Source organism: Photorhabdus khanii NC19, from assembly GCF_000517265.1.
GTDB lineage: Bacteria > Pseudomonadota > Gammaproteobacteria > Enterobacterales > Enterobacteriaceae > Photorhabdus > Photorhabdus khanii.
In genome coordinates, this window is the sequence record NZ_AYSJ01000004.1 from 486,278 (window position 1) to 509,667 (window position 23,390).

The window sequence follows — 23,390 nt, forward strand, 5'->3', positions numbered from 1 at the left end:
GCCGGTAGCGTGGCAGGTTATTTAGGGACGCTGGTCTCCTTCTATGATGCCAATAACGCTTTCAAAGTGGGTAATAGTGTAGAAGCTTACAGTGATATCGCTATCGGAACAGGCTCCATTATCCTAACAACGGTAGGATTAGTCTTCTTTGCCGCCGGCTCGGTCATGACAGCAGGACTGCTGACATGGCTGGTTGTGGGAGCCAGTTTGCTTATCGGGGGCAGTATTGTCCAGGCCAGCAGCGCCTGGTCAGATTTGGAAAAAGTGCTGAATAACTGTTTTTGGGGGGCTGGAGATAAGTATGATTTTTGGCCTGTGGATGAACGACCATCTATATCAAATCAGTTACAAGATGCTAGAGAAATGAGTGATGTTATTAATAACTGTTTTATTATAGAAAACCAAGAATTTCTAAATCTGTTTATTCAGCCACAACTAAAAATACAGCAGGGATTTGGTGTCACCACCTATTGTTTTACCCTGCCAGCTTTTCAGATGGGTCTCTCAAATATCTGCGAGATCTTTGTGACTCCATTCAGAACTCCTCACTACCGGGAAGGAAAAATCAATTATGTTGAAATTAACCACCGCAAATATATCCCTGATACCTTCCGTAGTACCAAATTCAGGGAAGCTAAGAAGCAGGCCAAACTGACCCTGAATGGCGATACGGCAACGCTGGAAGTAGTCATCTCAGAAACAATGGGCGTTTACCCTCGCAGTAGCAAACTGTACTGGTATTATGAGCAATCAGAAAATGTCGTCGCCCCTATGCGTTATCTCCAGGGAGAAGAACCTACAGCAGAAAATACCATTAAGGGCAGTTTTGACGGAGAGCGCACACTATGAAGCAACGACTAAAAAGTTTACTTAAAAAATGGTTTCCTACTATTCATCCGCTGCCAGCTAAACGGCTGGCCCGCTGGGAAAAAGAACTTCTGGCCGCACCACCAGATATTAAGGATGAAGAAACCATTAAGCATGTGGAAATACTGGACTACCTTGATAATAAAGAATGTCATATCCGTAATCCACAACGCCGTTTTAGGAGCATTAATCTAATCCCAGTCACACTAGGAATTATCAGTAGCCTAGTGTTAAACATTAATGATTTCATGGAATCGCGAAAAAAAAATGAGGAAGCTATTCATCGATGGGTTGGTTATGCAAAAAAAAATATGGCGAAGAATTTTATCTGCGCAATGATCTACCTGCTGATATGGAAGATATCCGTTATATCGGTAATGATAAAGAAATTTCACTAAGAAAATATTTATATTATCGTTATACTTTTTACCCAAGTAGTACTCGACTCCTCATTATTGATATAAGCTTCCTGCTGCTCTATCTGCTGATTATTCCACCTTTTGTCTATTGTGTATTTTTCTGGCAGAGACAGGCACCATTAATTATCGATCGGGAACGGCAGATCTTTTACACCTGGTATAAAGGTAAAGCCTATGCTGCCCGTTATCCACAATTAGGCATGTTGGAAAAAACTAATATTCTGTATTTCAAAGTCTACGGACTGGATGAAAATAATAACCTTATCGAGCGTGTCTTTATCCCTAATGTCAGCAGTTATACCTTTGCTTTCTTAAGCAGTGGCAATGATAAAGCGCTGGCAGTCGCCTTTATGGTGAAATTCTTATTAAACGGCAAAGAAGCTGTCAGTAAGGTGGATTATAAACGCCGTGGACCGCTTATCTGGTGGAGCAAAGATAAAAGACCCGCGGATTTAGACGCACAAATTCCGTTGATTTTGGCAGAATTGGATCGCTTAGGTCCCCCTGATGAAGATCTTTCCGAATGAACGCAACATTAAAAAATCTACTCAAAAAATGGTTTCCCACTATTCATCCACTGCCAGCCAAACGGCTGGCTTGCTGGGAAAAAGAACTTCTGGCCGCACCACCGGATATTAAGGATGAAGAAACTATCAAACATGTGGAAATACTAGACTACCTTGATAATAAGGAATGTCATATTCATAATACTCAACGCCGCGCCCGGAGTATTGCCTTGATCCCGGTTACATTAGGAATTATCAGTAGTCTTATCCTAAATATTAACGCGTTTATCGGAGAGAGAAGAAGTGGTGAAGCATACATTCACCGTTGGGTTAATATAGTCAAAAAAGAATGTGGTGAAAAATTTTATCTACGCAATGATTTTCCGGATTATATGAAAGGTGCCCGTTATATCGGTAATGATAAAGAAATTTCTCTAAAAAAATACCTGCACTATCGCTATAATTTTTATGAATATAGCAATGATATTTTAATAACCGATATGACATTTTTACTGCTTTACCTACTGATTATTCCACCTTTTGTTTATTGTATCTTTTTCTGGCAGAGACAAGCACCATTAATTATCGATCGTGAACGGCAGATCTTTTACACCTGGTATAAAGGTAAAGCCTATGCTGCCCGTTATCCACAATTAGGCATGTTGGAAAAAACTAATATTCTGTTCCTCAAAGTCTACGGCCTGGACGAGAACAATCAACTTATCGGGCGTGGTTTTATCCCTAACGTCAGTAGTTATTCCTTTGCTTTCTTAAGCAGTGGCAATGATAAAGCACTGGCAGTCGCCTTTATGGTGAAATTCTTATTAAACGGCAAAGAAGCGGTCAGTAAGGTGGATTATAAACGCCGTGGGCCCCTTATCTGGTGGAGTAAAGATAAAAGACCCGCTGATTTAGAGGATCAGATTCCGTTGATTTTGGCAGAACTAGATCGCCTAGGTCCCCCTGATGAAGATCTTTCCGAATGAAGTTTGCCGACATCAAGACCATCATTGAGAAAGATATCAATGCACTGGATTTAGCTGACATCAGAATTGATACGTAGACCATTCAGGAAAGCTAGATGCTTCATCCGCGGAGTCGATAATATTTTACTGGGCATAGGACATTTCCGGCAACCGTCCGCGCTCCTCCCGGTCAAGTAAATTATGCCCATCAACTTCCTCAGAAAGCCATCAACCGGATAACCCAACAATTCGTTCGCCCTGTGTTTTATGACAGACGGGCTTTAAACTGTTATTAAAAGTCATTGTTTTAACTTACGGTTTTAATCAGTATAAAGTTTTCAACGTTGTTTTTACCGATTTTAATGCCTGCTTTTTATTAAGTTTAATCATCATCGGATATCATGTTCTATGTTTAACCAACGTTAATCATACTCACCTTTTATCTTTACTGATGCTGTTTTACCCGTAATCTTAAACAATTTTAATAAGCCACCATTTTCTGTTTTTTTCAGATAATCACTTCCTTTTTCAGGGCTTAAATCCTGCTAAATTAACCGTTTTATCCATTTTTTTATTGCATTATTTTTAAGGTTTTCTTCATAAAATAACAACGAGAAATCGCTTAAATACCCATTTGATCAGATAATATTTTTTACATGCTGATTTTTCTCAACTCACTATTAATGGTTTTCAATTAAATGCAATTAACTCTCTTTTTGAAAACTTAAATTTATTGAGTTAAATCCACTATTTATATAAAAGTTTTAATATCTCTGCATTCGTGCTTTTAAATGATTATAACAGGTTAGGTAAATATATGATGGGAAAGCTTTAAATGTTATTATTTTATATAATTTTAATCAGTATAGAGTTTTAACGGTTTTTTACTACTTTTAACACCTGATTTTAATCATCATGGGGATATCGTGTTTTACGTTTAATCAACGTCAATCATACTCACTTTTTATCTTTACTGATGTTGTTTTACCGGTAATCTTAATAAGTTACCACCCTTTATTTTGTCTTCATAAATCAGCAAGTAAATGATCTGATGAGATAAAAACACCCCTTTTTGTTTTTATAGTTTTCTTCATACAATAATGACGAGAAACCGCTTAAATGCCAGCCTAGTAAAATACTATTATTTTGCATACTGGTTTATTCTCAATTCTCTATTAATGGTTAATGATTTTTTATTAAATGCAATTAATTCTCTTTCTGAAAAGTCGTATTTATTTAAATCCACCATTTATACAAAATTTTTAATATTTATTCATTCACTCTCTTAAATAATCATAGCAAATTAGGTAAATGCAAAATAAACCGAGTATATAATCTCTGATAAATGAATTAAAAATAGCAGGGAATAACCCGCTTTTAGTCACCCTGTATCTCTTAAAAATCTGGCATTAATCGAGGATCTATTTTTTTCACCCTTGGCTGATAGATAACTGAGTTAATTACCGATAAAAAGAAGCTTGCAATCTCCCCAAAAGGGAAATGCAAGCAAAAATAGAAAGCGAAAAATGTTAAAATACAGGCTCAGCGAGTATAGTAATTATCATTCCGAGGATTTTATTATTTTTTAATTAAAAACTCATCTAATGAATGGCCTTCATTGAGCAGTTTTTGTAAACCTAATGGTCTTTTTCCGTTTCCTGACCAGTATTTAACCTCTCCATTTTCATTAAACTGATACTTAGGTTTTCTCGGTTTTCCTTTTCCTGTATTTGATTTTTTAGGTTTAAAACCAGATAGGGTAATAGGTATGTTAATGGTATTAATATCAAAGCCCATTTCTTCAATAATTCTTAATACTTCTAAACGTTTTTGTTCTTTTTCTTCTATTTCTAATCTGGCTAATCTGGAGGATTCCCGGCTTTCGTCAACGATTATCTCTAGTTTTTGGTAAACTTCTTTCAGCCAATCGAAATCTTTTGTTTGAGCAAATTTTCTTAATGTGGTTAATCCTGTTAAATGTTTTGATACAATCTCATATTCTTGTTCTTTGGTTAACTCTGTCATTTTGTCACCTTGTTAATATATTTAAAATCCGTTTTTCCTGATGTTTTCTCTTTCAATGTCAGTATATCACCGATTTTTTTACCTACTTAAAAAAATCCTTAATCATTTCTGTTTTACCTTTAATAATTAAAGTTTTTATCTGTTTCTTCGTAATACCCTTGCCCTTTTTTCAGATTTTAAAACCATACTGATTTTGTCTCAAAGCAATAGCCCTACGGATAAATCCGAAATCAACGGCAGTATCGATTTTACGAATCAGATAATTGTGAAAAACAAGATCTTCAAGCAAGCCCTTTCAACAAGAAAAGTTTTCGTGGAGGAGTATTCTTAACATGGCGGCAAGCTCCGTTTGGCGAACGGAACTTGATTAACATAAAGCGCCAGATAAATAATCAGCACTTCGTCTGTAATCTGAGCGCCAATAGCGCTCAATTATGACTGAGCAATTAAACCTGATACATTTTGCATAAATAGCAGGGAACAGCATCATTAGCATTTGAGCCAATGACGTCCATATCTGGCAGGATATCTTTCAAACGTTGGTGAGCATCCTGCATGATGCAGCCCTTACCAGCCATCGTCAGCATTTCCAGGTCGTTCATTCCATCACCAAAAGCGATGCAATCACTGAGTTTATAGCCCATAGATTTAGCTACCTGTTCAAGGGCATGACCTTTGGAAACGCCACCAGCCATGACCTCCAGGCAATTACGTAACGAGAAACTGACATTCACCCTGTCACCCCAACGTGCGTTGATTGATTCCTCTAATATGAGCAATAGATCATGATCTTCACAGGTAAAATAAACTTTACATACACCATCAGTCTTAAAATTATCACGCTCAAAAAGCCGATAATGAAATATTGACTCCTGGAAAAATTCTTCCTGCTCAGGACTTTCACGATTCATATACCAGTCATCATGACGGTAATAATTGGTCAGAATATCAGGGTTATCAAACTCCATCAGACACAAGTCATTCACAATATCAGGATCAACGTTGTGGCTGAAAACCAGTTCACCCGCGGTATTATGTACCCTGGCCCCATTGGAGGTGATCATATAGGCATCAATACCAAGCCCATCGCGAATTTGGGAAACATCCACATGATGACGGCCGGTAGCAAAAATAAAATGAATGCCTTTGTTTGTGAGTAAGTTAAGGGTTTCCTTGGTATAAGACGTTAATTTGTGATCAGGAGACAGCAAAGTACCGTCTAAATCTGAAGCAACAATGTGATACATAGTTATCGTTCCTATTAATTGAATCAATTCTGGTCAAAAAAGTCACAAATAGCATTGAGTGCCTGGCTGCGTAATTTATCTTTTTCAAATAGGATCTCATGATGCGCCCCCTGAATAATCAAAGGTGACTGCCCTTCAATGAAAGTTCTCTCTTTCCGATGTGATTCACAAAAAGCCCGTAGCTGCTGATTATTAACGACTTTATCTTCACTGGCTTTTAAGACCATCAGTGGCGTCTCAATTTTTCCTGCTTTTTCTATCAATATATTGCCGATCCGCATACTTTCCCGCATCCAATGATATGTCGGCCCGCCTATGCGTAATTCCGGGTAATCCGCGTAATAACGGAGATAGCGACTATAACGTTCATAACTGTGTGTCAGAAGATTTATCAAATAGGGCAACGGTCGCCATTTTCCAGTCAGTATTGCGTAGTTATTTCGTCTAGCCGGTCGCCTTTCTGCCCGGTTCACCAGCAAAGTAGCCAACCAGTGCGGCATTGGTAAGTTAATACCAAACATAGGAGCACAAAGGGCCACTGCATCAAAAATCTGACTGTGACGTAATAAGAATCCCCCTAATATTGCCGCGCCCATTGAATGAGCCAACGCATAACAGTGAGAATAATAACGAGGGAGAATTTCTCTTTCTATGAACGTTTCAACGTCATCAATATAGTCATCAAATTTTTCTACATGCCCTTTTTGTGGATCTTCAAGCATCCTGCCGGATCGCCCCTGTCCACGATGGTCAATGATAAAAACGTCGTAACCAAGGTGATAAAAGTCAAATGCCACCTCCGGGTATTTGACATAACTTTCACTACGGCCCGGCAAAATAACGACTGCTCTATGATTCCGGGTTGTTGCACAAAAACGGACATAGCGTATCAGTACATTATCAACACCGATAAACTCATGCTCTTCCCTGGCTTGCCAGAAATCTAACAGAGGCCCGTTGGCAAAAGCAGAAAACTGTATCTCACGATTAAGCCAGCTCTCTTTCAACATTTCGGGCTTCATAAATCATCTCCAAGCTATTCACACTCCTCCAGATGTTTACAGATCAAGGCCATAAAAACGCTACCAAAACGTTCTAGTTTTCGTTGTCCAACCCCGTTGATTAATAACATTTCTTCAGCCGTAACCGGGCATTGCTCTGACATTTCAATCAGCGTGACATCGTTAAATACAACAAAAGGCGGGATATTATCTTCGTCAGCAATAGACTTCCGTAATTTACGCAGCTTGGCAAATAATTTGCGATCATAATTGCCACTATATGATTTACTCTGCTGGCTGCGCCCTTTCAGGCTCTGTATCCGTGGAACAGCCAGTTTCAACGGAACTTCACCACGCAATACTGGCCGCGCAGCTTCTGTTAATTGTAATGCAGAATAATTGGCAATGTTTTGACTGATAAAACCTAAGTGAATAAGCTGCCTCAACACGCTGACCCAGTGCTCCTGGCTTTGATCTTTACCAATGCCGTAAACCGGCAAACGATCATGCCTTATATCGCGGATACGCTGATTATTCGCACCTCTGAGCACTTCAACAATATAACCGATACCAAAACGCTGACCAACCCGGTAAACACAAGAAAGCGCTTTTTGCGCATCCACCAAACCATCATAATTTTTCGGTGGATCAAGGCAGATGTCACAGTTACCGCAAGCGGTTTGTTGGCTTTCGCCAAAATAGTTCAATAACACCAAACGGCGGCAAGTTTGCGCTTCGGCAAAGGCCCCCATCGCATTAAGCTTGTGCCGTTCAATATCCTGCTGTGTGTCAGCCGTTTTCTCTTCCAAACAACGGCGAAGCCATACCATATCAGCCGGATCATAGAACAATACCGCTTCCGCAGGCAAACCATCACGCCCGGCACGTCCTGTTTCCTGATAATAGGATTCGATATTACGTGGAATATTAAAATGAACCACGAACCGAACATTGGGTTTATTGATACCCATACCAAATGCCACGGTCGCCACCACAACCTGCAAATCATCACGCTGAAACGCATCCTGTACCCGGGCACGTTGGCTGTTATCTAACCCAGCATGGTATGGCGCTACACTTAAACCACGTTTTTGTAAACGTTCTGATATCTCCTCAACTCGATTGCGACTGTTGCAGTAAACAATGCCGCTTTTACCTTTCTGACCGCGGATAAATAACCATAATTGATCTAATGGTTTGTATTTTTCTATCAAGGTATAACGAATATTGGGGCGATCAAAACTGCTGATATGAATAAGCGGATTATTGAGATTCAATAGTCGGGCAATATCATTGCGGGTTGTTTCATCAGCGGTCGCCGTCAACGCAATGAAAGGTAATGTTGGAAAGCGTTGTCTGAGTTGTCCCAGCGCCCGGTATTCAGGCCGGAAATCATGGCCCCATTGTGAAATACAATGAGCTTCATCCACAGCCAGCATAGCAGGTTGCCATTCCAAAAGCTGTTCAAGGAAGTTATCCATCATTAAGCGTTCTGGAGCGATATACAGCAATTTGATCACGCCCTGACGACAACGCCGGATCACATCCATCTGCTGTTCACGGGCCTGAGTTGAATTCAGGCAATCAGCCGCAACACCATTCGCCCGCAGTTGATCCACCTGATCTTTCATTAAAGAGATCAAGGGAGAAACAACCAGGGTTAATCCTTCCTGCACCAGCGCCGGGATTTGGTAACACAGTGATTTGCCACCACCCGTCGGCATAATGACCAGACAATCACGCCCCTCAAGAATGGTATTGATGACTTGTTGCTGACCAGGCCGAAATTGCAGATAACCAAAGGTTTCCCGCAATACTTGCTCTGCCAGTGATATCGTATTGATGACTTCTGCGGTAGACACGCTTTTCCTCAACCATTAAAAAATCACAGACGCTTAAGCATCTGCGCATTATGTTATCTTACTCTCGCAATAATTACTTCAACAACAAGCCCGCGACATAACAAACACCGTTGTCATTTATAAAGCGTCAAAAAGGCAACACAGATTATTTTACACACGAACTTTAATTTTGCTCAGATTGTTTCTCGAGACGCCTCGCAAACTGGTAAGGTTGGCAATAAAAGCATAACATTAACAATTTATTAACTATATAAAGTGGTATTAATAACACGTACCTTTATTTGGAGATAAATTAAATGTCGACAACGCAAGTCACCCTGGAGCAAGCCCGCCAGCTAATTGGTAATTTTTTTATTTACCATATGCCTTTTAACCAGATATTAGGGCTTGAGCTGCTCCGGTTTGAACAGGATTACGCAGAAATACAGTTCCATAATCAGAGTAAGCTGGTAGGGAATACCGCACAGAAGATTTTACATGGCGGTGTGATTGCATCAGTGCTGGATGTCTGTGCCGGATTGGTCTGTGTCGGTAATGCCTTAGCCCGTATAACACCCACTCCACGAGAAGAATTAGAAAAGCGAATATCAACAATGGGAACGATTGATTTGCGGGTGGATTATCTACGCCCCGGTCGTGGTGAAGTGTTTACAGCCACCAGCAGTATTATCCGCAATGGAAATAAAGTTTCTGTCGCCAGAGCTGAGCTGCATAACGAGCAGAGAGCACATATCGCCAGTGCAACAGCGACTTACCTGGTCGGTTAGTCATATCATTTTATATATTAATCCCTTGCGTAATATTCAGCCCGGTGACATATTATTTTCATGTTAACGGGCAGAAACCCATTACATCACTCACACCATTTATTAACATTAGGATAACATGAATAAGCCACAAACTACCAAAGGCGTTCTGTACGCCTTCGGTGCCTGCTTTATTTGGGGAATCGCCCCAGTTTACTTTAAGTACATTCAGCAAGTACCTGCCGACGAAATCCTGACGCATCGTATTATCTGGTCATTTTTCTTTATGTTGCTGCTGCTAACAGTAACCCGTCACTGGTCACAGGTATCCAACATTTTTCGTCAACCTAAAAAAGTACTGCTATTGGCAGTGACGGCGACCATTGTTGCCTGTAACTGGCTGATTTATATCTGGGCAGTGAACCACGGCCATATGCTGGAAGCCAGCCTGGGTTACTTCATTAGCCCACTGGTTAACGTTTTGTTTGGTATGCTGTTTCTGAGTGAACGTTTTCGCCGGATGCAATGGGCTGCCGTTGCTCTGGCCTTCACTGGCGTGTTAATCCAGTTATGGCAATTTGGCTCCGTACCTGTTATTGGGTTAAGTCTGGCCGTCACTTTCGCTCTGTATGCCCTGCTTCGTAAGAAGATGAATGTTGATGCTAAAACGGGTATGACGATTGAAACACTGTGGTTACTACCCGTTGCATCTATTTACCTGTTTGGTTTTGCCAACACCCCAACCAGCGACTTAAGTGCCAACTCAACGACACTGAATTTACTGCTGATTGCCGCAGGCATTATCACCACGGTTCCATTACTGCTATACACCGAAGCCGCTGCCCATTTGCGTCTATCTACGCTGGGTTTCTTCCAGTATGTCGGCCCAACGTTGATGTTTTTACTGGCAATACTGGTCTATGACGAGCAAATAGGTACGGACCGCCTGATTACTTTTGGCTTTATCTGGGCAGCATTAGTGCTGTTTACGCTGGATGCGCTTTATACACAGCGCAGGTTGAAAACATAGCAGAATCACTTTATTACATGGAAATAACCATCAGACTGGCCAAAATCGCAGAACGAGCTGCCCTTGAAGCACTCCAGTTACGAGCATCTCTCATGTGGGAAGAAGATCGAGAATTATTATTAGCCAATCCCCACATGATAGCGCTCCCTATAGAACATATTGAAGCAGGGTATGTTTATATTGCAGAACAAGCTGGCGTCATTTTGGGATTCAGTGTTGTATTACCACATTCTGATGGAGAGGCAGAACTTGATGGATTATTTGTTGAACCCACTGTCTGGCATCAAGGTATTGGCAGACAGTTGGTGACAACAGCACTGAATAACGTTCATACTAAAGGAGGAATATTATTATGGGTGCTGGCTAATCCTCAAGCCGCAGGGTTTTATAGTGCTCTTGGCTTTGAACGTTTAGGGGAAGAACGTACTCAATTTGGAACAGCGATTCTTATGATAAGTACGTCTCTGGAGAAATAAGTTATCTAGAGGAGAAATCGTTATTTATATAAGGGAAATTGCCAGGCATGGAAAAAATTAAGTTAATAATTTGGTTAACCAAATTGAGCATTATCAAGCTTTTCATTTGATTTATTGGCTGACTAAAAAAACCAGAACTAAAATAGTTGTCTCTTTTTTCCATTGTCTTAACTGACTTCGGATTAAGTATTTAATAATCTCAACGAATATTTTTGTCATTAAAATAGGCGTTGGTATTATCTGCCAACGCCTTTATTTCTACTGTGGCTTATCTATCTACAACCAATTCTTCCGCTTAAAGTAAAGATACGGCGCAAGACCAGCAGCGATCATCAGCCCGATCGCGCCCGGATAACCGAACGGCCAATGAAGCTCCGGCATAAACTCAAAGTTCATACCATAACTGGAAGCCACCAGCGTTGGGGGAAGGAATACCACAGATACCACCGAGAAGATTTTGATGATCCGGCTCTGTTCGATATTGATAAAGCCCATTGCTGCCTGCATCAGGAAGTTAACTTTCTGAAACAGGGATTCATTGTGTGGCAGCAGAGATTCGATATCCCGCAGAATTTCACGGGCCTGCTCAAGCTGGTCGCCCGGCAGACGGGCTCGCCGCACCAGAAAGTTGAGCGCACGCTGAGTATCCATAAGACACAAACGCACTTTCCAGCCAATGTCTTCCTGTTCAGCAAGGCTGGACAGGGCGATATCAAATTCATCTCCCTGCTTCCCTTCCATAATGACCCGGCTCAAGGATTCCAGAACGCTGTAAATATTTTCGATAACATCAGCCAACTGTTCGATTTTGGTTTCAAACAGATCCATCAGCACTTCATAGGCATTACCATCAACCAATGTCTGATTACGGGCCCGCATACGGTACAATCGGAATGCAGGGAGTTCACGCTCTCGCAATGTATAGAGACGACCATCACGAATAGTAAATGCAACTGTTGCGTTGCCAGCATGGTCTTCCGCATCTTCAAAGTAGAAGAACGAATGGACATGTATCCCGTCTTCATCTTCAAAGAAACGCGCTGACGCCTCAATGTCATCCAGTTCCGGTCGGGTTGCCAGAATTTGGCCTAATTCATTTTGAACTTGAAGCCGATCTTGCTCTTCCGGTTCGACCAAATCTACCCACAAGGAATCAGATAACTTTTCTCCCTCTTCGAACTCAAGGCGGAGCAGGCGATTATTCTCTAACTTAAATGCGCTCAGCATGTATCATAAGTCTCCTTTACTCCCTACGTGATCGTAAGGCGCGAATGTTACGCTTAGAGGAAAAAGCCTGTCAACATTCAACCTGGATATTATTTTCAGACCGTTTCAAGTCTGGCATAAGCAGCAACCAGCCACTTAATCCCTTCCCCATGAAACGCGATTTGCAGCCGGCTATGTTCACCACTCCCCTCCATATTGACAATGGTTCCTTCACCAAATTTAGGGTGACGAACACGTTGTCCAAGGGCATAACCGCTGTCATTGGCACTGATTGGCGTACCTAACCGACTGTGGTTGACTGGACGAGAGACTGTCGCACGCAACCGAACTTCTTCAATACATTCTGGCGGCAGTTCCCTAATAAAGCGAGACGGACGATGATAAACTTCTTTACCATATAAACGGCGGCTTTCTGCATAAGTGATTGTTAGCTTTTCCATTGCACGTGTCAGGCCAACATAAGCCAGTCGACGTTCTTCCTCCAGACGCCCGCCTTCTTCAATCGACATCTGGCTTGGGAACATGCCTTCTTCCATTCCAACAATAAATACCTGTGGGAATTCCAGCCCTTTGGCTGAATGCAATGTCATCAGTTGCACCGAATCCTGATAAGCGTCAGCCTGACCTTCTCCTGATTCCAGCGCAGCATGAGAAAGAAATGCCTGTAATGGCATCAGATCTTCGTCCTCATCCTGATAACTGAACTGGCGGGTCGCAGTGACAAGTTCTTCAAGGTTTTCGATACGCGCTTGTGCTTTTTCACCTTTCTCCTGCTGGTACATCGCTCTCAGGCCAGAATCGCGGATAATTCTGTCAGTCTGCACATGTAACGGCATATCGCTGGTTTCTGTCGATAATGCTTCTATCAGTTCAATAAAGCGCTGTAAGGAAGACGCTGCCCGACCAGCCAGCACTTTCTCCTGAAGCAATATTTGACAGCACTCCCACAACGTTTCCTGCCGTTCACGAGCAGCCTGGCGCACTATATCCAACGTTCTGTCACCGATGCCACGGGTAGGCGTATTCACCACCCGTTCAAACGCCGCATCATCATTGCGGTTAGCAATCAGGCGCAGGTAAGCTAACGCATCTTTAATTTCCTGGCGTTCAAAGAACCGCTGACCACCATAAATACGATACGGCATTGATGCCTGTAGCAACGCTTCTTCCAGTACACGGGATTGGGCATTGCTGCGGTAAAGTATGGCGCAGCTTTTCAGTGCACCGCCATTTTCAAGCCAGCTTTTAATCCGGCTGACAACATAACGGGCTTCATCAAGCTCATTAAATGCACAATACAGGGAAATCGGTTCACCTTCTACACCGTCAGTCCACAGATTCTTGCCCAGGCGATCACTGTTATTGGCAATCAGTGTATTGGCAACTTTCAGAATATTACTGGTGGAGCGGTAATTTTGCTCCAAACGGATAGTTTCTGCGCCGGAGAAGTCTTTCAGGAAACGCTGAATATTCTCAACCTGCGCCCCACGCCAGCCATAAATAGATTGATCATCATCCCCGACAATCATCACTTTGCCCGTTTCCCCCGCCAACAGATGGATCCAAGCATATTGAATGCTGTTGGTGTCTTGAAACTCGTCCACCAAAATATTCGTAAAGCGGCCACGGTAGTGTTGCAGGATCTGCGGTTTATTCAGCCACAGTTCATGAGCTCGCAGCAGAAGCTCTGCAAAGTCTACTAATCCCGCACGATCACACGCTTCCTGGTAAGCCTGATAAATTTTCTGCCATGTCGCCTCAACAGGGTTGCCATAACTTTCAATATGCTGTGGCCGCAACCCTTCATCTTTTTTACCGTTGATGTACCACATACCCTGACGAGCCGGCCATTGTTTATCATCCAGATTCATCGCCTTGATAATGCGTTTGAGCAAACGATGCTGATCTTCGCTGTCAAGAATCTGAAAATCCTGCGGCAAATTGGCATCCAAATGATGCGCCCGTAACAAACGATGAGCCAATCCGTGGAATGTACCAATCCACATTCCTCCCTGACTGGTACCGATCAAGTTTTCAATCCGGTGGCGCATTTCCGCAGCCGCCTTATTGGTAAAGGTCACAGCCATGATGGAAAATGGCGAAGCATTCTCCACCGACAACAACCAAGCAATTCGGTGTACCAGAACCCGGGTTTTACCACTCCCCGCCCCGGCCAGTACCAACATGTTGGTCCGCGGAGCAGCTACGGCTTCACGTTGTTTGTCATTCAGACTTTCGAGCAGATAGGAGATGTCCATAGTTACCATCAGTTGATTAAACAGCGACCACAGCCTGCTGTGTTTTTATACAGAATAATTTCATGATTATATCAATGCTGTCAAAGAAGCCAAATCGTAAATCTCAATGTGCGGCAGCAGGCGGCTCTCAATCGTCTGCAATAGTTTTTTATTTTCTGTATTAATCCAGCAAGCCTGCATACCACTACGAAGTGCCCCTTCCACATCAGTATTCAGGTCATCACCAATATGCAAAATTTTCCCAAGTGGTAAACCCAGGCGTTCTGCTGCCAGACGGTACATATCACTGTGAGGTTTTGAGCGCCCATCAGGGCCTGCTTTCAGCACAAATTTAAAATAGGGAGCAAGGCCACAGGCCGCAGGTTCTGCATTACCATTAGTAATGGCGACCAATGGCATCTGTTCAGCAAGCGCAGCAAGGGTTTTATGTGTTGATTCCGGCACATCAATCCGGCTGCGCCAGTGGGAGAAATGGGCCATGATATCATCCGCGCCCCGGCAGGCATCTTCACGGCTAAAACCGTAATGGCAAAACATCAGCTTTGCAGACTGCCAACGCCACAAGGTCATGTCATGGCAGATTTCAGGATCTTGCTCAAATATCACTTCACGGAAAGCATACAGATCCTGACGATCAAGGTGACTGAACTTAGGATCATATTGCCGTATAAAATTCAGCACCTCTTGTTCCGTCTTATCTAACACTGGGCGATTGTCATAAAGGGTATCATCCAGATCAAATGTCATTGCTGAGACTGGCGCAAGAGGCCGGTAAAAACGCATTACGATTTCCCCCGTTTGGCTCTGGGATGGGCCACATCATACACTTTTGTCAAATGCTGGAAATCCAGATGGGTATAGATTTGTGTGCTGGATAAGCTGGCATGACCAAGAAGTTCCTGAACTGCGCGCAAATCACCACTGGATTCCAGAATGTGTGTGGCAAAAGAGTGGCGCAATTTATGAGGATGAATATGGCTGTTCACCCCCTGACGTATGCCCCACTGCGCAAATCGTTTCTGTACATTACGGGTTGATATCCGCCGCCCGCGATTTGAGATAAAAACCGCATTATCCTCCGGTTCGAACAGTTCCCGCATCTCCAGCCAACGATTAAGCCATTCAACAGCGGTCTGTCCCAAAGGAACCTTCCGTTCTTTACTGCCTTTACCTGAAACCCATACTTCTCCACTTTCAAGATCCAGATGCAGGCAATCAAGCCCCACCAGCTCTGACAAACGTAACCCAGCACCATACATTACTTCCAGCATCGTCCGGTCACGCACTGATAATGGATCATTGAAATTGATGTTCAGCAGTTGATTCACTTCATCCACATCAATATTTTTCGGTAAATGTCGCTTGGTTCCCGGCGTACTGACGGTCTTTGCCGGATTAACGGAAATCTCTCCCTGAGTAACCTGCCAATCAAAAAAACTGCGCAGAGAAGATAAGCGTAAAGCCAGGTTAGCAGACTTCAAGCCAGCACGACGACTACGTGTTACCAACATTCTGATTTTCGCAGGATCAAAATCTTTCCATTGCCTGACACCTATTTCTAAAGCCATCCCAGCCAATGTGGAAAGCTGGCGTCGGTAATTAGTGATAGTCACCGGACTTAGCCGGCGCTCTACCCTGAGATACCTCAAAAATGCCTCAACCGGCTCCAGTAACAGATCAATTCCCTGCATCATATCCGTTTAATCCAACGAGAGAGTATATCCGGCAGTAATTTAGCCAGATGATCAAGCATGTCAGTTCCCATGCCGTCTTGATAATGCTGATAATTACGACTGTTAAATATCACCATACCCAGTTCTCCCCTCGTTCCCAGTAGAGATACAGCAACCGAACCGACATGACGAACCTGTGGTAACAACAATAAAATTTCCGGCCCGTTCAACATACCAAGATAATGGTTACTATTACCAAAACGATGAATACGGATTGGCTCAAAAGAGTTACGGGAAAGCGCTAAATCAGGCGCATTAAGCGGTGCGCCAATATGCCATTTATCACTGAAAAGACGAATACTGGCACTGTTTAACCCCAGATTCTTAGCCCATAAACTCAATCGACTAAGCATATCTTGTAAACTCTCTGCCGCCGCTAAATCAACAAGTAGTTTAAGCAACTGTTCGAACAGTTGCTCGTTCACTCTAGCCTGCTCCATTAGCAGGGTTATATTTTCTTCCAGATAAGCAATACGTGTTCTCTGGCGGCTCATATACCATTCAACCAAAGAAACCGTCTCTCTTATCGGGTGAGGAACCCGTATTTGTTCAACAATACATGCATTGCGGATAAAGAAATTGGGGTTTTCCAACAAATAATCCACAACAGTTTGATCATCAAGTGTACCACCGATGTTTAACTGCTCTTCTTTTTTCTCCATCTTCCGATGCCCCGCAGTTCAAAACAAAATCGATTACAGATGAATTGTGCCATCATAAACATGCGTCGCCGGCCCAGTCATATAGAGAGGTTTTCCCGGCCCTTCCCAACAGATAAGCAGTGAACCTCCCGGCAAGTCTACCTGAACATGACTATCGAGCAGTTGCTGCTGAATGCCGACGGCTACCGCTGCACAAGCACCACTACCACAAGCCTGCGTTTCACCAACACCACGTTCATAAACCCGTAAGCGAATATGACCACGGTTTAGAATTTGCATGAAACCAATATTAGCCCGCTCAGGAAATCTTTCATGGCTTTCCAGAGCTGACCCCAGAATTCCCACTTCGGCAGTTTCCACATCGGCTACCTGAATCACACAATGAGGATTCCCCATAGAAACCACGCCACAAAGAACCGTTTTTTCTACCACTCTTAAAATATAGGTTTTTTCTGCCTTTAACGCGCGAAATGGCACATGATGTGGCTCAAATTCAGGTTCCCCCATATTAACGCAAACCTGATCATCATTGGTGATACTCAATACCATACGTCCCGATTGCGTACTGACTTTAATATCACGCTTATTAATCAACCCCTTAAGGCGAACAAAACGGGCAAAACAACGCGCCCCATTGCCACACTGCGCCACTTCACTGCCATCAGCATTAAAAATGCGATAGTGAAAATCCAGATCCGGATCATAAGGTGCTTCAACAACTAACAACTGATCGAAACCCACACCAGTATGCCTGTCGGCCAAACGGCAGATCAGTTCTGGTGAGAAATAAACATTTTGGGTCACAGCATCAACGACCATAAAGTCATTACCAAGACCATGCATTTTGGAGAACTGCATATAATGCTCCACCGTAAGCCGCAGTACTAACTACCAGCTTATTTCTGAGTGCCGCTATCCACTTTCTGCCCTTGTTGCACAGTCTTCACGGGAGCCTGAGCTGCGGTCTTAGTCTTCTCTGCCGATGGTTGTTCTGGAGGAAAATAGAGCGGGCCTTTTAGTCCACAGCCGGAAAGTACAAATAAAGTTATGATAGCCAGAAACCCGCGTAATTTTTTCTTCATTGCAATAATGCCTGTAATTCATACGTCAATATTCTCTATAATCGCAGTTAGGCCCCGAAAAGCAAATAGGAATTGAAGATGAACGACAGTGAATTTCATCAGTTAGCTGACCAACTAATACTTTATATCGAAGAGCAACTGGATAATTATGATGGCAATGCTGATATCGACTGTGAAACCAATGGCGGTGTCATGACCCTGAGCTTTGATAATGACAGCAAAATTATTATCAATCGTCAGGAACCTTTCCATCAAATCTGGCTGGCAACCAAAAACGGTGGTTATCATTTTGTCTACAAAGATGATCAGTGGATTTGTGACCGTAGCGGTGGCAATTTCCTGACCATGTTGGCGCAATCCATCACAGAACAGAGTGGTGAACCATTCAATTTCTAATGATTGAACCTACCCCGCTGCGCGGGGTAAATCAGTAATGCGACACAGAACGATAAAGTTCCGGCTGCTCTTCTCCACCGGTTTCCCCATCATCAGCCACACACAACTGTGAAAAATAGGATCCACTGAATGGAATCACCTGAATCTGGTCTTTCATTTGCACAATCTGATAAAACTGTGGCAGGTTAAAGTTGATAAAACTTGATCCGTAAGTAAATCGATCATGCGATGAAGAATAAAACCGACTGACGTCACGTACCAGTTCTTCCTTACTTCCCTCACAATGAGAATAGATTTCCACCCGGTTGGTTTCATCCAGGATATAAATATTAAAACTTTTATTATCTTGAGTATTTTCGAAGAAAAACTGAATGATGCCCTCGCTGGCAAAACCATCAACCACAGCAGGCAAATGTGTCTCTTTAGTATTAATTTTTACCGGCAACCCATGCAGTTTGTTATTAGAAATTGCCCCATAGAATTCCACGGCATTCTCCAATTTCTGCACAGAGACGTTAAGACGTTCAAAGAAAAGCCCCCAAGTCTGGCCCGCAATGCGCAGTGCTTTAAAACGGCCCGGATCCTGACGATTGCTGGATAAACGCAACTCAATACATTCAGATACCAGTTGCTGGATCCGGGTTCGGATAAGCCCGCGTAAATGTTCACAATAACAGAACACTTCAACAGCCGCCGGCGGTGCAGCATCTTGATGCATTTTACCCAATATGGTTTTCAATGCTTCCAAAACAGACTGCTCGCCACTAAAATGCAATGTTCTCACTTCATTCCATGAATTGCGGTAAAGCAAGTCGATGCTTCCCACCAAACACTGTTGCGATTCTCCAAAACTGAATACATCAAGCTTGCGGAAGTCAAAATGCACAACCTGATTAGAGAACGCCGCGGTCGGATCTTTCTCCAGATTAACAATAATCGCCAAGTGGCGGATTTCACACGGACTATAGAGCGCTTTTGGCGTCGGTGCAGGTAAACGGATAGGAAAATGAGCGGAAATATCGTTAATCAGTTCATGCAACTTCAGTTCATCACACTGGGCTTCACCATGATGAATATGAATACAGGATTTTTCTGTCAATAAGCCGTTAAAATAGGTCCACGACACCAATTTATTTAGGTAACGATTATATTCCAGAGGCTGATGACCGATAATTGATTCAATTATCGGTGCCTGATTGTAAAGATACCAGCCGCCGCGATTTGCACGTCCTTGAGGCACATAAATAAATGTTAAATGTCTCTCTGACAGGTCCGGTGAGATCTGTGGATTAACCAGCGTCACCTTACCCGGCAACGCTTCAAATGCAGCGTAGAGTTTACGGGTCAGCACACCAATATCCTGTGGACTGGCACTGACACTCAGATTATTACGGCGGGCAAAACGGATAAGGTTACGGTAACTCTGCATCATGGTATCAAGCAGTTCATTATGGGCATCACGAACCTGCTCAATTTTCCATGAATTGCGGTTATCCAGAATGCCCAACCGCTCTGTATCCCACTTCCACTCATATACCAACTGAGTCAAAACCTGACGTCGCCAACCGGTACAACCTTCATCATCCTGGTTTAGAGAGAGCTTTTCACAAACTTTTAAATAGAAGCATCGACGTATTAAATCTAAGCGAGTCGTATCATTAATTTCTATCAGATAGCGGGTAACACGCTCAAGCATCATGCTGTATGCATCAAGGCCAAATGAAACTATTTCACCCGCATGCAAACGCTGTTTCATCTCCATTGCCAGTAATTTACCATTGGGATATTCCCAGGAATATGCCTCCAGCAACAAGCTTTTCAATACGGCTTTATAAGGAGAGTCGATACTTTTGTAAAGTTGCCATAAGCTGGCGCCAAAGTATTCTTCAGCGGATAGTTCTCCTAATCCACCGAGATCAAGCCACTCATTTGGCGTCAGAACACCTTGCGCATAAAGAGATAAAACATATTCGTCATAATGGCGCTCTTCTTCTACAGGCACCATTTCCCATAACAAACGCTTACCTGCCATACGCACCGCAGTACGGTAAAATTCATCAAGTAACAGAATATGCTGAGTAGAACCGCAATCTTCACCGCCAAGACGACCACTGGCATTATGGCGAAAGCGGTTTTCATCAATAAGAAAAAAATTGACTTCGATACCAAGCGCTGCCGCCCATTGTTCAATAAGCGTACACTTACGTTGCAACAGGAGGCGCTCATCATTATCAAGCCACGACTGATGACATACCCAAATATCCAAATCAGAACAACTACTTTGCCCGATTGACGAAGTACTCCCCATTGAGTAAATACCCGTAATAGGAAGCTGACCATTAGCAGGCTGTTCTATGGAGTGTTCTAATTTACTTTCTAAATCATTAAGATAAGATTTTTGTGACTCATCATGCACGAAAAAACATACGCCGTAAGGAACATTATCATTAATGTAACCTGGCATCATCGGATGATGATAATGCAATAATACTGGCAGTAAACTGTATACCTGTTTAAATTCCGCACTCATGGCGGTGGAGGCGCGTTCTAACCTGAGTTGGTTTATCGCATCCAGTCTCTGCTTCAGTGTTTCGATGTAAAGGTACAAGACGTCTCGCCCGATTGAGTTCCAGTGCCCAGATAAATCCCCCGCTTCCGGCTGTTATAACTTAATGGAATTATTTAGAATGATTTTTACCAATTTATTACCGGAAACGTGATCAATTTAACATCTTGTAGATAAACCGTAAAGTCAGTAAAGCAATTGAATTGCGATGTGACACCAGACAAAAAACAGAATAACTTATTGTTATATATAACAATAACCTAAAAAACCATACTTTTTATACTTTCTTTTATGAAGGAAATTTTCTCTGCTCATTTTTCAAGTCATGTATCTAATGCTTTTTTATCAGCCGCCTCATAAAAATAACCCATTAGCTATATTTTAATTAGTCATTCTTTTCATTCAAGATTTTCTAATTACAGAAATAATTTACTGAAAAAGTTAATTCATATTTAAATTAATCTACTTTATATAGATATAAAATAATTTAAAAATTAAAATTTATTTTATATTTCAACCTAATCTGCACACTTTCTTCTCAGGCATTAACTGGAAAAAAAACTGCTGAAGTGTTAAAACGAGTGCTAGTTTTTCATTTATATGACGGCAGAAAAGCCTGAGAAATCTAAACATCTATGTCAACAAAAACCATCCGAATCGCAACCCGTCAAAGCCCTTTGGCTATATGGCAGACACTTCATGTTCAGCAAAAATTACAACAACATCACCCAGACTTGGAAATTCAACTGGTTCCGATGGTAACCCAAGGCGATATCATTCTGGATACCCCTCTGGCAAAAGTGGGCGGCAAGGGGCTATTTGTCAAAGAATTAGAATGGGCTTTGCTTGAAGGGCGGGCCGATATCGCGGTTCATTCAATGAAAGATGTACCGATCTCTTTTCCTGAAGGACTGGGCTTGGTCACTATTTGTGAACGTGATGATCCGCGCGATGCTTTTGTTTCTGTTAAATATAATGCTCTTGATGAACTACCAACAGGCAGCATTGTTGGCACATCAAGTTTACGCCGTCAGTGCCAACTCCGTGCATTACGTCCCGACCTGATTATCCGTGACCTTCGGGGTAATGTCGGCACCCGTCTGAATAAGCTGGATAATGGTCATTACGATGCCATCATTCTCGCTGTTGCAGGATTGAAAAGGTTAAAACTGCATGAACGTATCCGTATGCCGTTGTCTGTAGAACAATCATTACCTGCCGTTGGCCAAGGCGCTGTGGGAATTGAATGCCGCCTTGACGACCAGCAAACACAAGCTCTGCTGGCACCATTAAATCATTATGATACAGAAATCTGTGTTCTTGCCGAACGGGCAATGAATACCCGTTTGGAAGGAGGCTGCCAAGTACCAATAGGCAGCTATGCCATCTGGCAGGATGAGAAAATCTGGCTACGGGCATTGGTTGGAGCACCGGATGGCAGCGTTATTATTCGTGGTGAGAGAACCGCATTAGCAAAAGATGCCAGTCAGGCAGGGATTAAACTGGCAGAAGAGTTGCTGGAACGGGGAGCGAAGGCAATTCTGACCGACGTTTATCAAGGAAATCCCCCCACATGAGCATTCTGGTGACACGGCCTTCTCCTGCCGGAGAAGAATTAGTCAAAAAGTTACAGGCAGCGGGAAAAACTGCTTTCAGCGCACCTTTAATCAATATTCACCCAGGTTCAGAGCTGCCACAGCTAGCTGAGAAGCTCAGTCAGCTGAATGCCGGTGATATGGTATTTCTGTTGTCAAAAAATGCAGTTCATTATGCAAATTCACAGTTAAATAAAATTAATCTGTCATGGCCTGACAAGCTGATTTATTATGCTATTGGCAGATCAACCGCACTGGCTTTTCATCAATTGACTGATATAAATATTATCTGGTCATTAGAGGGTGAAACCAGCGAAATCCTGCTGGAACTACCATCATTACATCAGATTGAAAATAAACTGGCTTTGTTGCTCAGAGGAAATGTCGGGCGTGAGGTTATTGCCCACACGTTGACAGAAAGAGGGGCCTCAATTAGTTATTGTGAATGTTATCTTCGCCAGCCAGTAGACTATCCGGCAGCAAAATTCAGTGCCCACTGGCAAAAATGTGGAGTACAGACTTTAATTGTAACCAGTGGCGAAATACTGCAACTGTTATATAACTTAATTCCCGAAAGTGATCGGAATAGGTGGTTATTAAATTGCCGCCTTGTTGTGGTAAGCGAGCGTCTTGCACACACCGCCCAGAACTTGGGCTGGCAAGATATTAAAGTTGCAAAAAGTGCAGACAACGATGCCTTAATTCAGGCACTAGAATAAACTGACAT

General features: G+C 42.7%; 22 protein-coding genes. 10 read left to right on the forward strand and 12 right to left on the reverse strand.

The features are described 5' to 3' along the window. From PTE_RS06640 to PTE_RS06655, 4 genes are all read left to right on the forward strand, one after another. Positions 1 to 849, forward strand: an 849-nt coding sequence (locus tag PTE_RS06640) for a hypothetical protein (protein ID WP_036844151.1), incomplete at its 5' end; no start/stop codon positions are given. Continuing rightward, positions 846 to 1,265, forward strand: coding sequence for a hypothetical protein (locus tag PTE_RS06645; protein WP_036844152.1), 420 nt, complete (start codon positions 846 to 848; stop codon positions 1,263 to 1,265). The genes PTE_RS06640 and PTE_RS06645, both read left to right, overlap by 4 nt. After that, positions 1,154 to 1,813 (forward strand): hypothetical protein, encoded by a 660-nt coding sequence (locus tag PTE_RS06650; protein ID WP_131818742.1) that lies wholly within the window; start codon positions 1,154 to 1,156, stop codon positions 1,811 to 1,813. The genes PTE_RS06645 and PTE_RS06650 overlap by 112 nt, the downstream gene beginning before the upstream one ends. Next, on the forward strand, positions 1,810 to 2,778 hold the full coding sequence (locus PTE_RS06655) for a hypothetical protein (protein ID WP_036844154.1): 969 nt from the start codon (positions 1,810 to 1,812) through the stop codon (positions 2,776 to 2,778). The genes PTE_RS06650 and PTE_RS06655 overlap by 4 nt, the downstream gene beginning before the upstream one ends. Before the next feature lie 1,557 nt (positions 2,779 to 4,335). On the opposite strand, the gene PTE_RS06660 is transcribed toward PTE_RS06655, so the two are convergent. From PTE_RS06660 to recQ, 4 genes are all read right to left on the reverse strand, one after another. Further along, a complete protein-coding gene (locus tag PTE_RS06660; protein WP_036844155.1) occupies positions 4,336 to 4,782 on the reverse strand; it encodes an H-NS histone family protein in 447 nt (148 codons plus the stop codon). A 446-nt stretch (positions 4,783 to 5,228) separates the two neighbouring features. Then, entirely contained in the window at positions 5,229 to 6,029 is an 801-nt protein-coding gene (gene yigL, locus PTE_RS06665; protein ID WP_036844156.1) for a sugar/pyridoxal phosphate phosphatase YigL, read from the reverse strand. 23 nt (positions 6,030 to 6,052) lie between these two features. Continuing rightward, positions 6,053 to 7,051, reverse strand: coding sequence for a lysophospholipase L2 (pldB, locus tag PTE_RS06670; RefSeq protein WP_036844157.1), 999 nt, complete (start codon positions 7,049 to 7,051; stop codon positions 6,053 to 6,055). A 14-nt stretch (positions 7,052 to 7,065) separates the two neighbouring features. After that, entirely contained in the window at positions 7,066 to 8,892 is a 1,827-nt protein-coding gene (recQ, locus tag PTE_RS06675; protein ID WP_036844158.1) for an ATP-dependent DNA helicase RecQ, read from the reverse strand. A 296-nt stretch (positions 8,893 to 9,188) separates the two neighbouring features. Here recQ and PTE_RS06680 point away from each other — a divergent pair, with 296 nt between their 5' ends. The 3 genes from PTE_RS06680 (at position 9,189) to PTE_RS06690 (ending at position 11,144) form a co-directional block, all read left to right on the forward strand. After that, on the forward strand, positions 9,189 to 9,659 hold the full coding sequence (locus PTE_RS06680) for a thioesterase family protein (protein ID WP_036844159.1): 471 nt from the start codon (positions 9,189 to 9,191) through the stop codon (positions 9,657 to 9,659). A 118-nt stretch (positions 9,660 to 9,777) separates the two neighbouring features. Then, positions 9,778 to 10,668 carry an EamA family transporter RarD gene (rarD, locus tag PTE_RS06685; RefSeq protein ID WP_036844160.1) on the forward strand — a complete coding sequence of 297 codons (891 nt, stop codon included), beginning with the start codon at positions 9,778 to 9,780 and terminating at the stop codon, positions 10,666 to 10,668. A 17-nt stretch (positions 10,669 to 10,685) separates the two neighbouring features. Then, positions 10,686 to 11,144, forward strand: coding sequence for a GNAT family N-acetyltransferase (locus tag PTE_RS06690; RefSeq protein ID WP_036844161.1), 459 nt, complete (start codon positions 10,686 to 10,688; stop codon positions 11,142 to 11,144). Positions 11,145 to 11,420: 276 nt separating this feature from the next. Here the strand turns inward: PTE_RS06690 and corA are convergent, their stop codons facing one another. The 7 genes from corA to lptM all read right to left on the reverse strand — a co-directional run bounded on the left by corA (position 11,421) and on the right by lptM (position 18,106). Continuing rightward, complete coding sequence (gene corA / locus PTE_RS06695) at positions 11,421 to 12,371, reverse strand: magnesium/cobalt transporter CorA (RefSeq protein ID WP_036839270.1); 951 nt, start codon at positions 12,369 to 12,371, stop codon at positions 11,421 to 11,423. 95 nt (positions 12,372 to 12,466) lie between these two features. After that, positions 12,467 to 14,629 carry a DNA helicase II gene (gene uvrD / locus PTE_RS06700; protein WP_110742811.1) on the reverse strand — a complete coding sequence of 721 codons (2,163 nt, stop codon included), beginning with the start codon at positions 14,627 to 14,629 and terminating at the stop codon, positions 12,467 to 12,469. A 66-nt stretch (positions 14,630 to 14,695) separates the two neighbouring features. Further along, the gene (yigB, locus tag PTE_RS06705; protein ID WP_036844163.1) at positions 14,696 to 15,412 is read right to left on the reverse strand and encodes a 5-amino-6-(5-phospho-D-ribitylamino)uracil phosphatase YigB; all 717 of its coding nucleotides are present in this window, start codon (positions 15,410 to 15,412) and stop codon (positions 14,696 to 14,698) included. Next, on the reverse strand, positions 15,412 to 16,323 hold the full coding sequence (gene xerC / locus PTE_RS06710) for a tyrosine recombinase XerC (RefSeq protein ID WP_036844164.1): 912 nt from the start codon (positions 16,321 to 16,323) through the stop codon (positions 15,412 to 15,414). Before xerC ends, yigB begins: the two co-directional genes overlap by 1 nt. Then, positions 16,320 to 17,024 carry a DUF484 domain-containing protein gene (locus PTE_RS06715; protein ID WP_036844165.1) on the reverse strand — a complete coding sequence of 235 codons (705 nt, stop codon included), beginning with the start codon at positions 17,022 to 17,024 and terminating at the stop codon, positions 16,320 to 16,322. The genes xerC and PTE_RS06715 overlap by 4 nt, the downstream gene beginning before the upstream one ends. A gap of 33 nt (positions 17,025 to 17,057) precedes the next feature. After that, positions 17,058 to 17,882: a diaminopimelate epimerase gene (gene dapF, locus PTE_RS06720; protein ID WP_036844166.1), complete on the reverse strand. Its 825-nt coding sequence runs from the start codon at positions 17,880 to 17,882 to the stop codon at positions 17,058 to 17,060. Positions 17,883 to 17,920: 38 nt separating this feature from the next. Then, positions 17,921 to 18,106, reverse strand: coding sequence for an LPS translocon maturation chaperone LptM (gene lptM, locus PTE_RS06725; RefSeq protein ID WP_036844167.1), 186 nt, complete (start codon positions 18,104 to 18,106; stop codon positions 17,921 to 17,923). A 78-nt stretch (positions 18,107 to 18,184) separates the two neighbouring features. On the opposite strand from lptM, the gene cyaY reads away from it, so the two are divergent. Further along, positions 18,185 to 18,502: an iron donor protein CyaY gene (gene cyaY, locus PTE_RS06730; protein WP_036844168.1), complete on the forward strand. Its 318-nt coding sequence runs from the start codon at positions 18,185 to 18,187 to the stop codon at positions 18,500 to 18,502. A 31-nt stretch (positions 18,503 to 18,533) separates the two neighbouring features. Here the strand turns inward: cyaY and PTE_RS06735 are convergent, their stop codons facing one another. Beyond that, a complete protein-coding gene (locus PTE_RS06735) occupies positions 18,534 to 21,110 on the reverse strand; it encodes a class I adenylate cyclase (protein WP_036844169.1) in 2,577 nt (858 codons plus the stop codon). Positions 21,111 to 21,703: 593 nt separating this feature from the next. On the opposite strand from PTE_RS06735, the gene hemC reads away from it, so the two are divergent. Both hemC and hemD read left to right on the forward strand, forming a co-directional pair. Further along, positions 21,704 to 22,645, forward strand: a complete 942-nt coding sequence (hemC, locus tag PTE_RS06740; RefSeq protein ID WP_036844170.1) for a hydroxymethylbilane synthase — start codon at positions 21,704 to 21,706, stop codon at positions 22,643 to 22,645. After that, positions 22,642 to 23,382 (forward strand): uroporphyrinogen-III synthase, encoded by a 741-nt coding sequence (hemD, locus tag PTE_RS06745; protein ID WP_036844171.1) that lies wholly within the window; start codon positions 22,642 to 22,644, stop codon positions 23,380 to 23,382. Before hemC ends, hemD begins: the two co-directional genes overlap by 4 nt. The last annotated feature ends 8 nt before the right edge of the window (positions 23,383 to 23,390 follow it).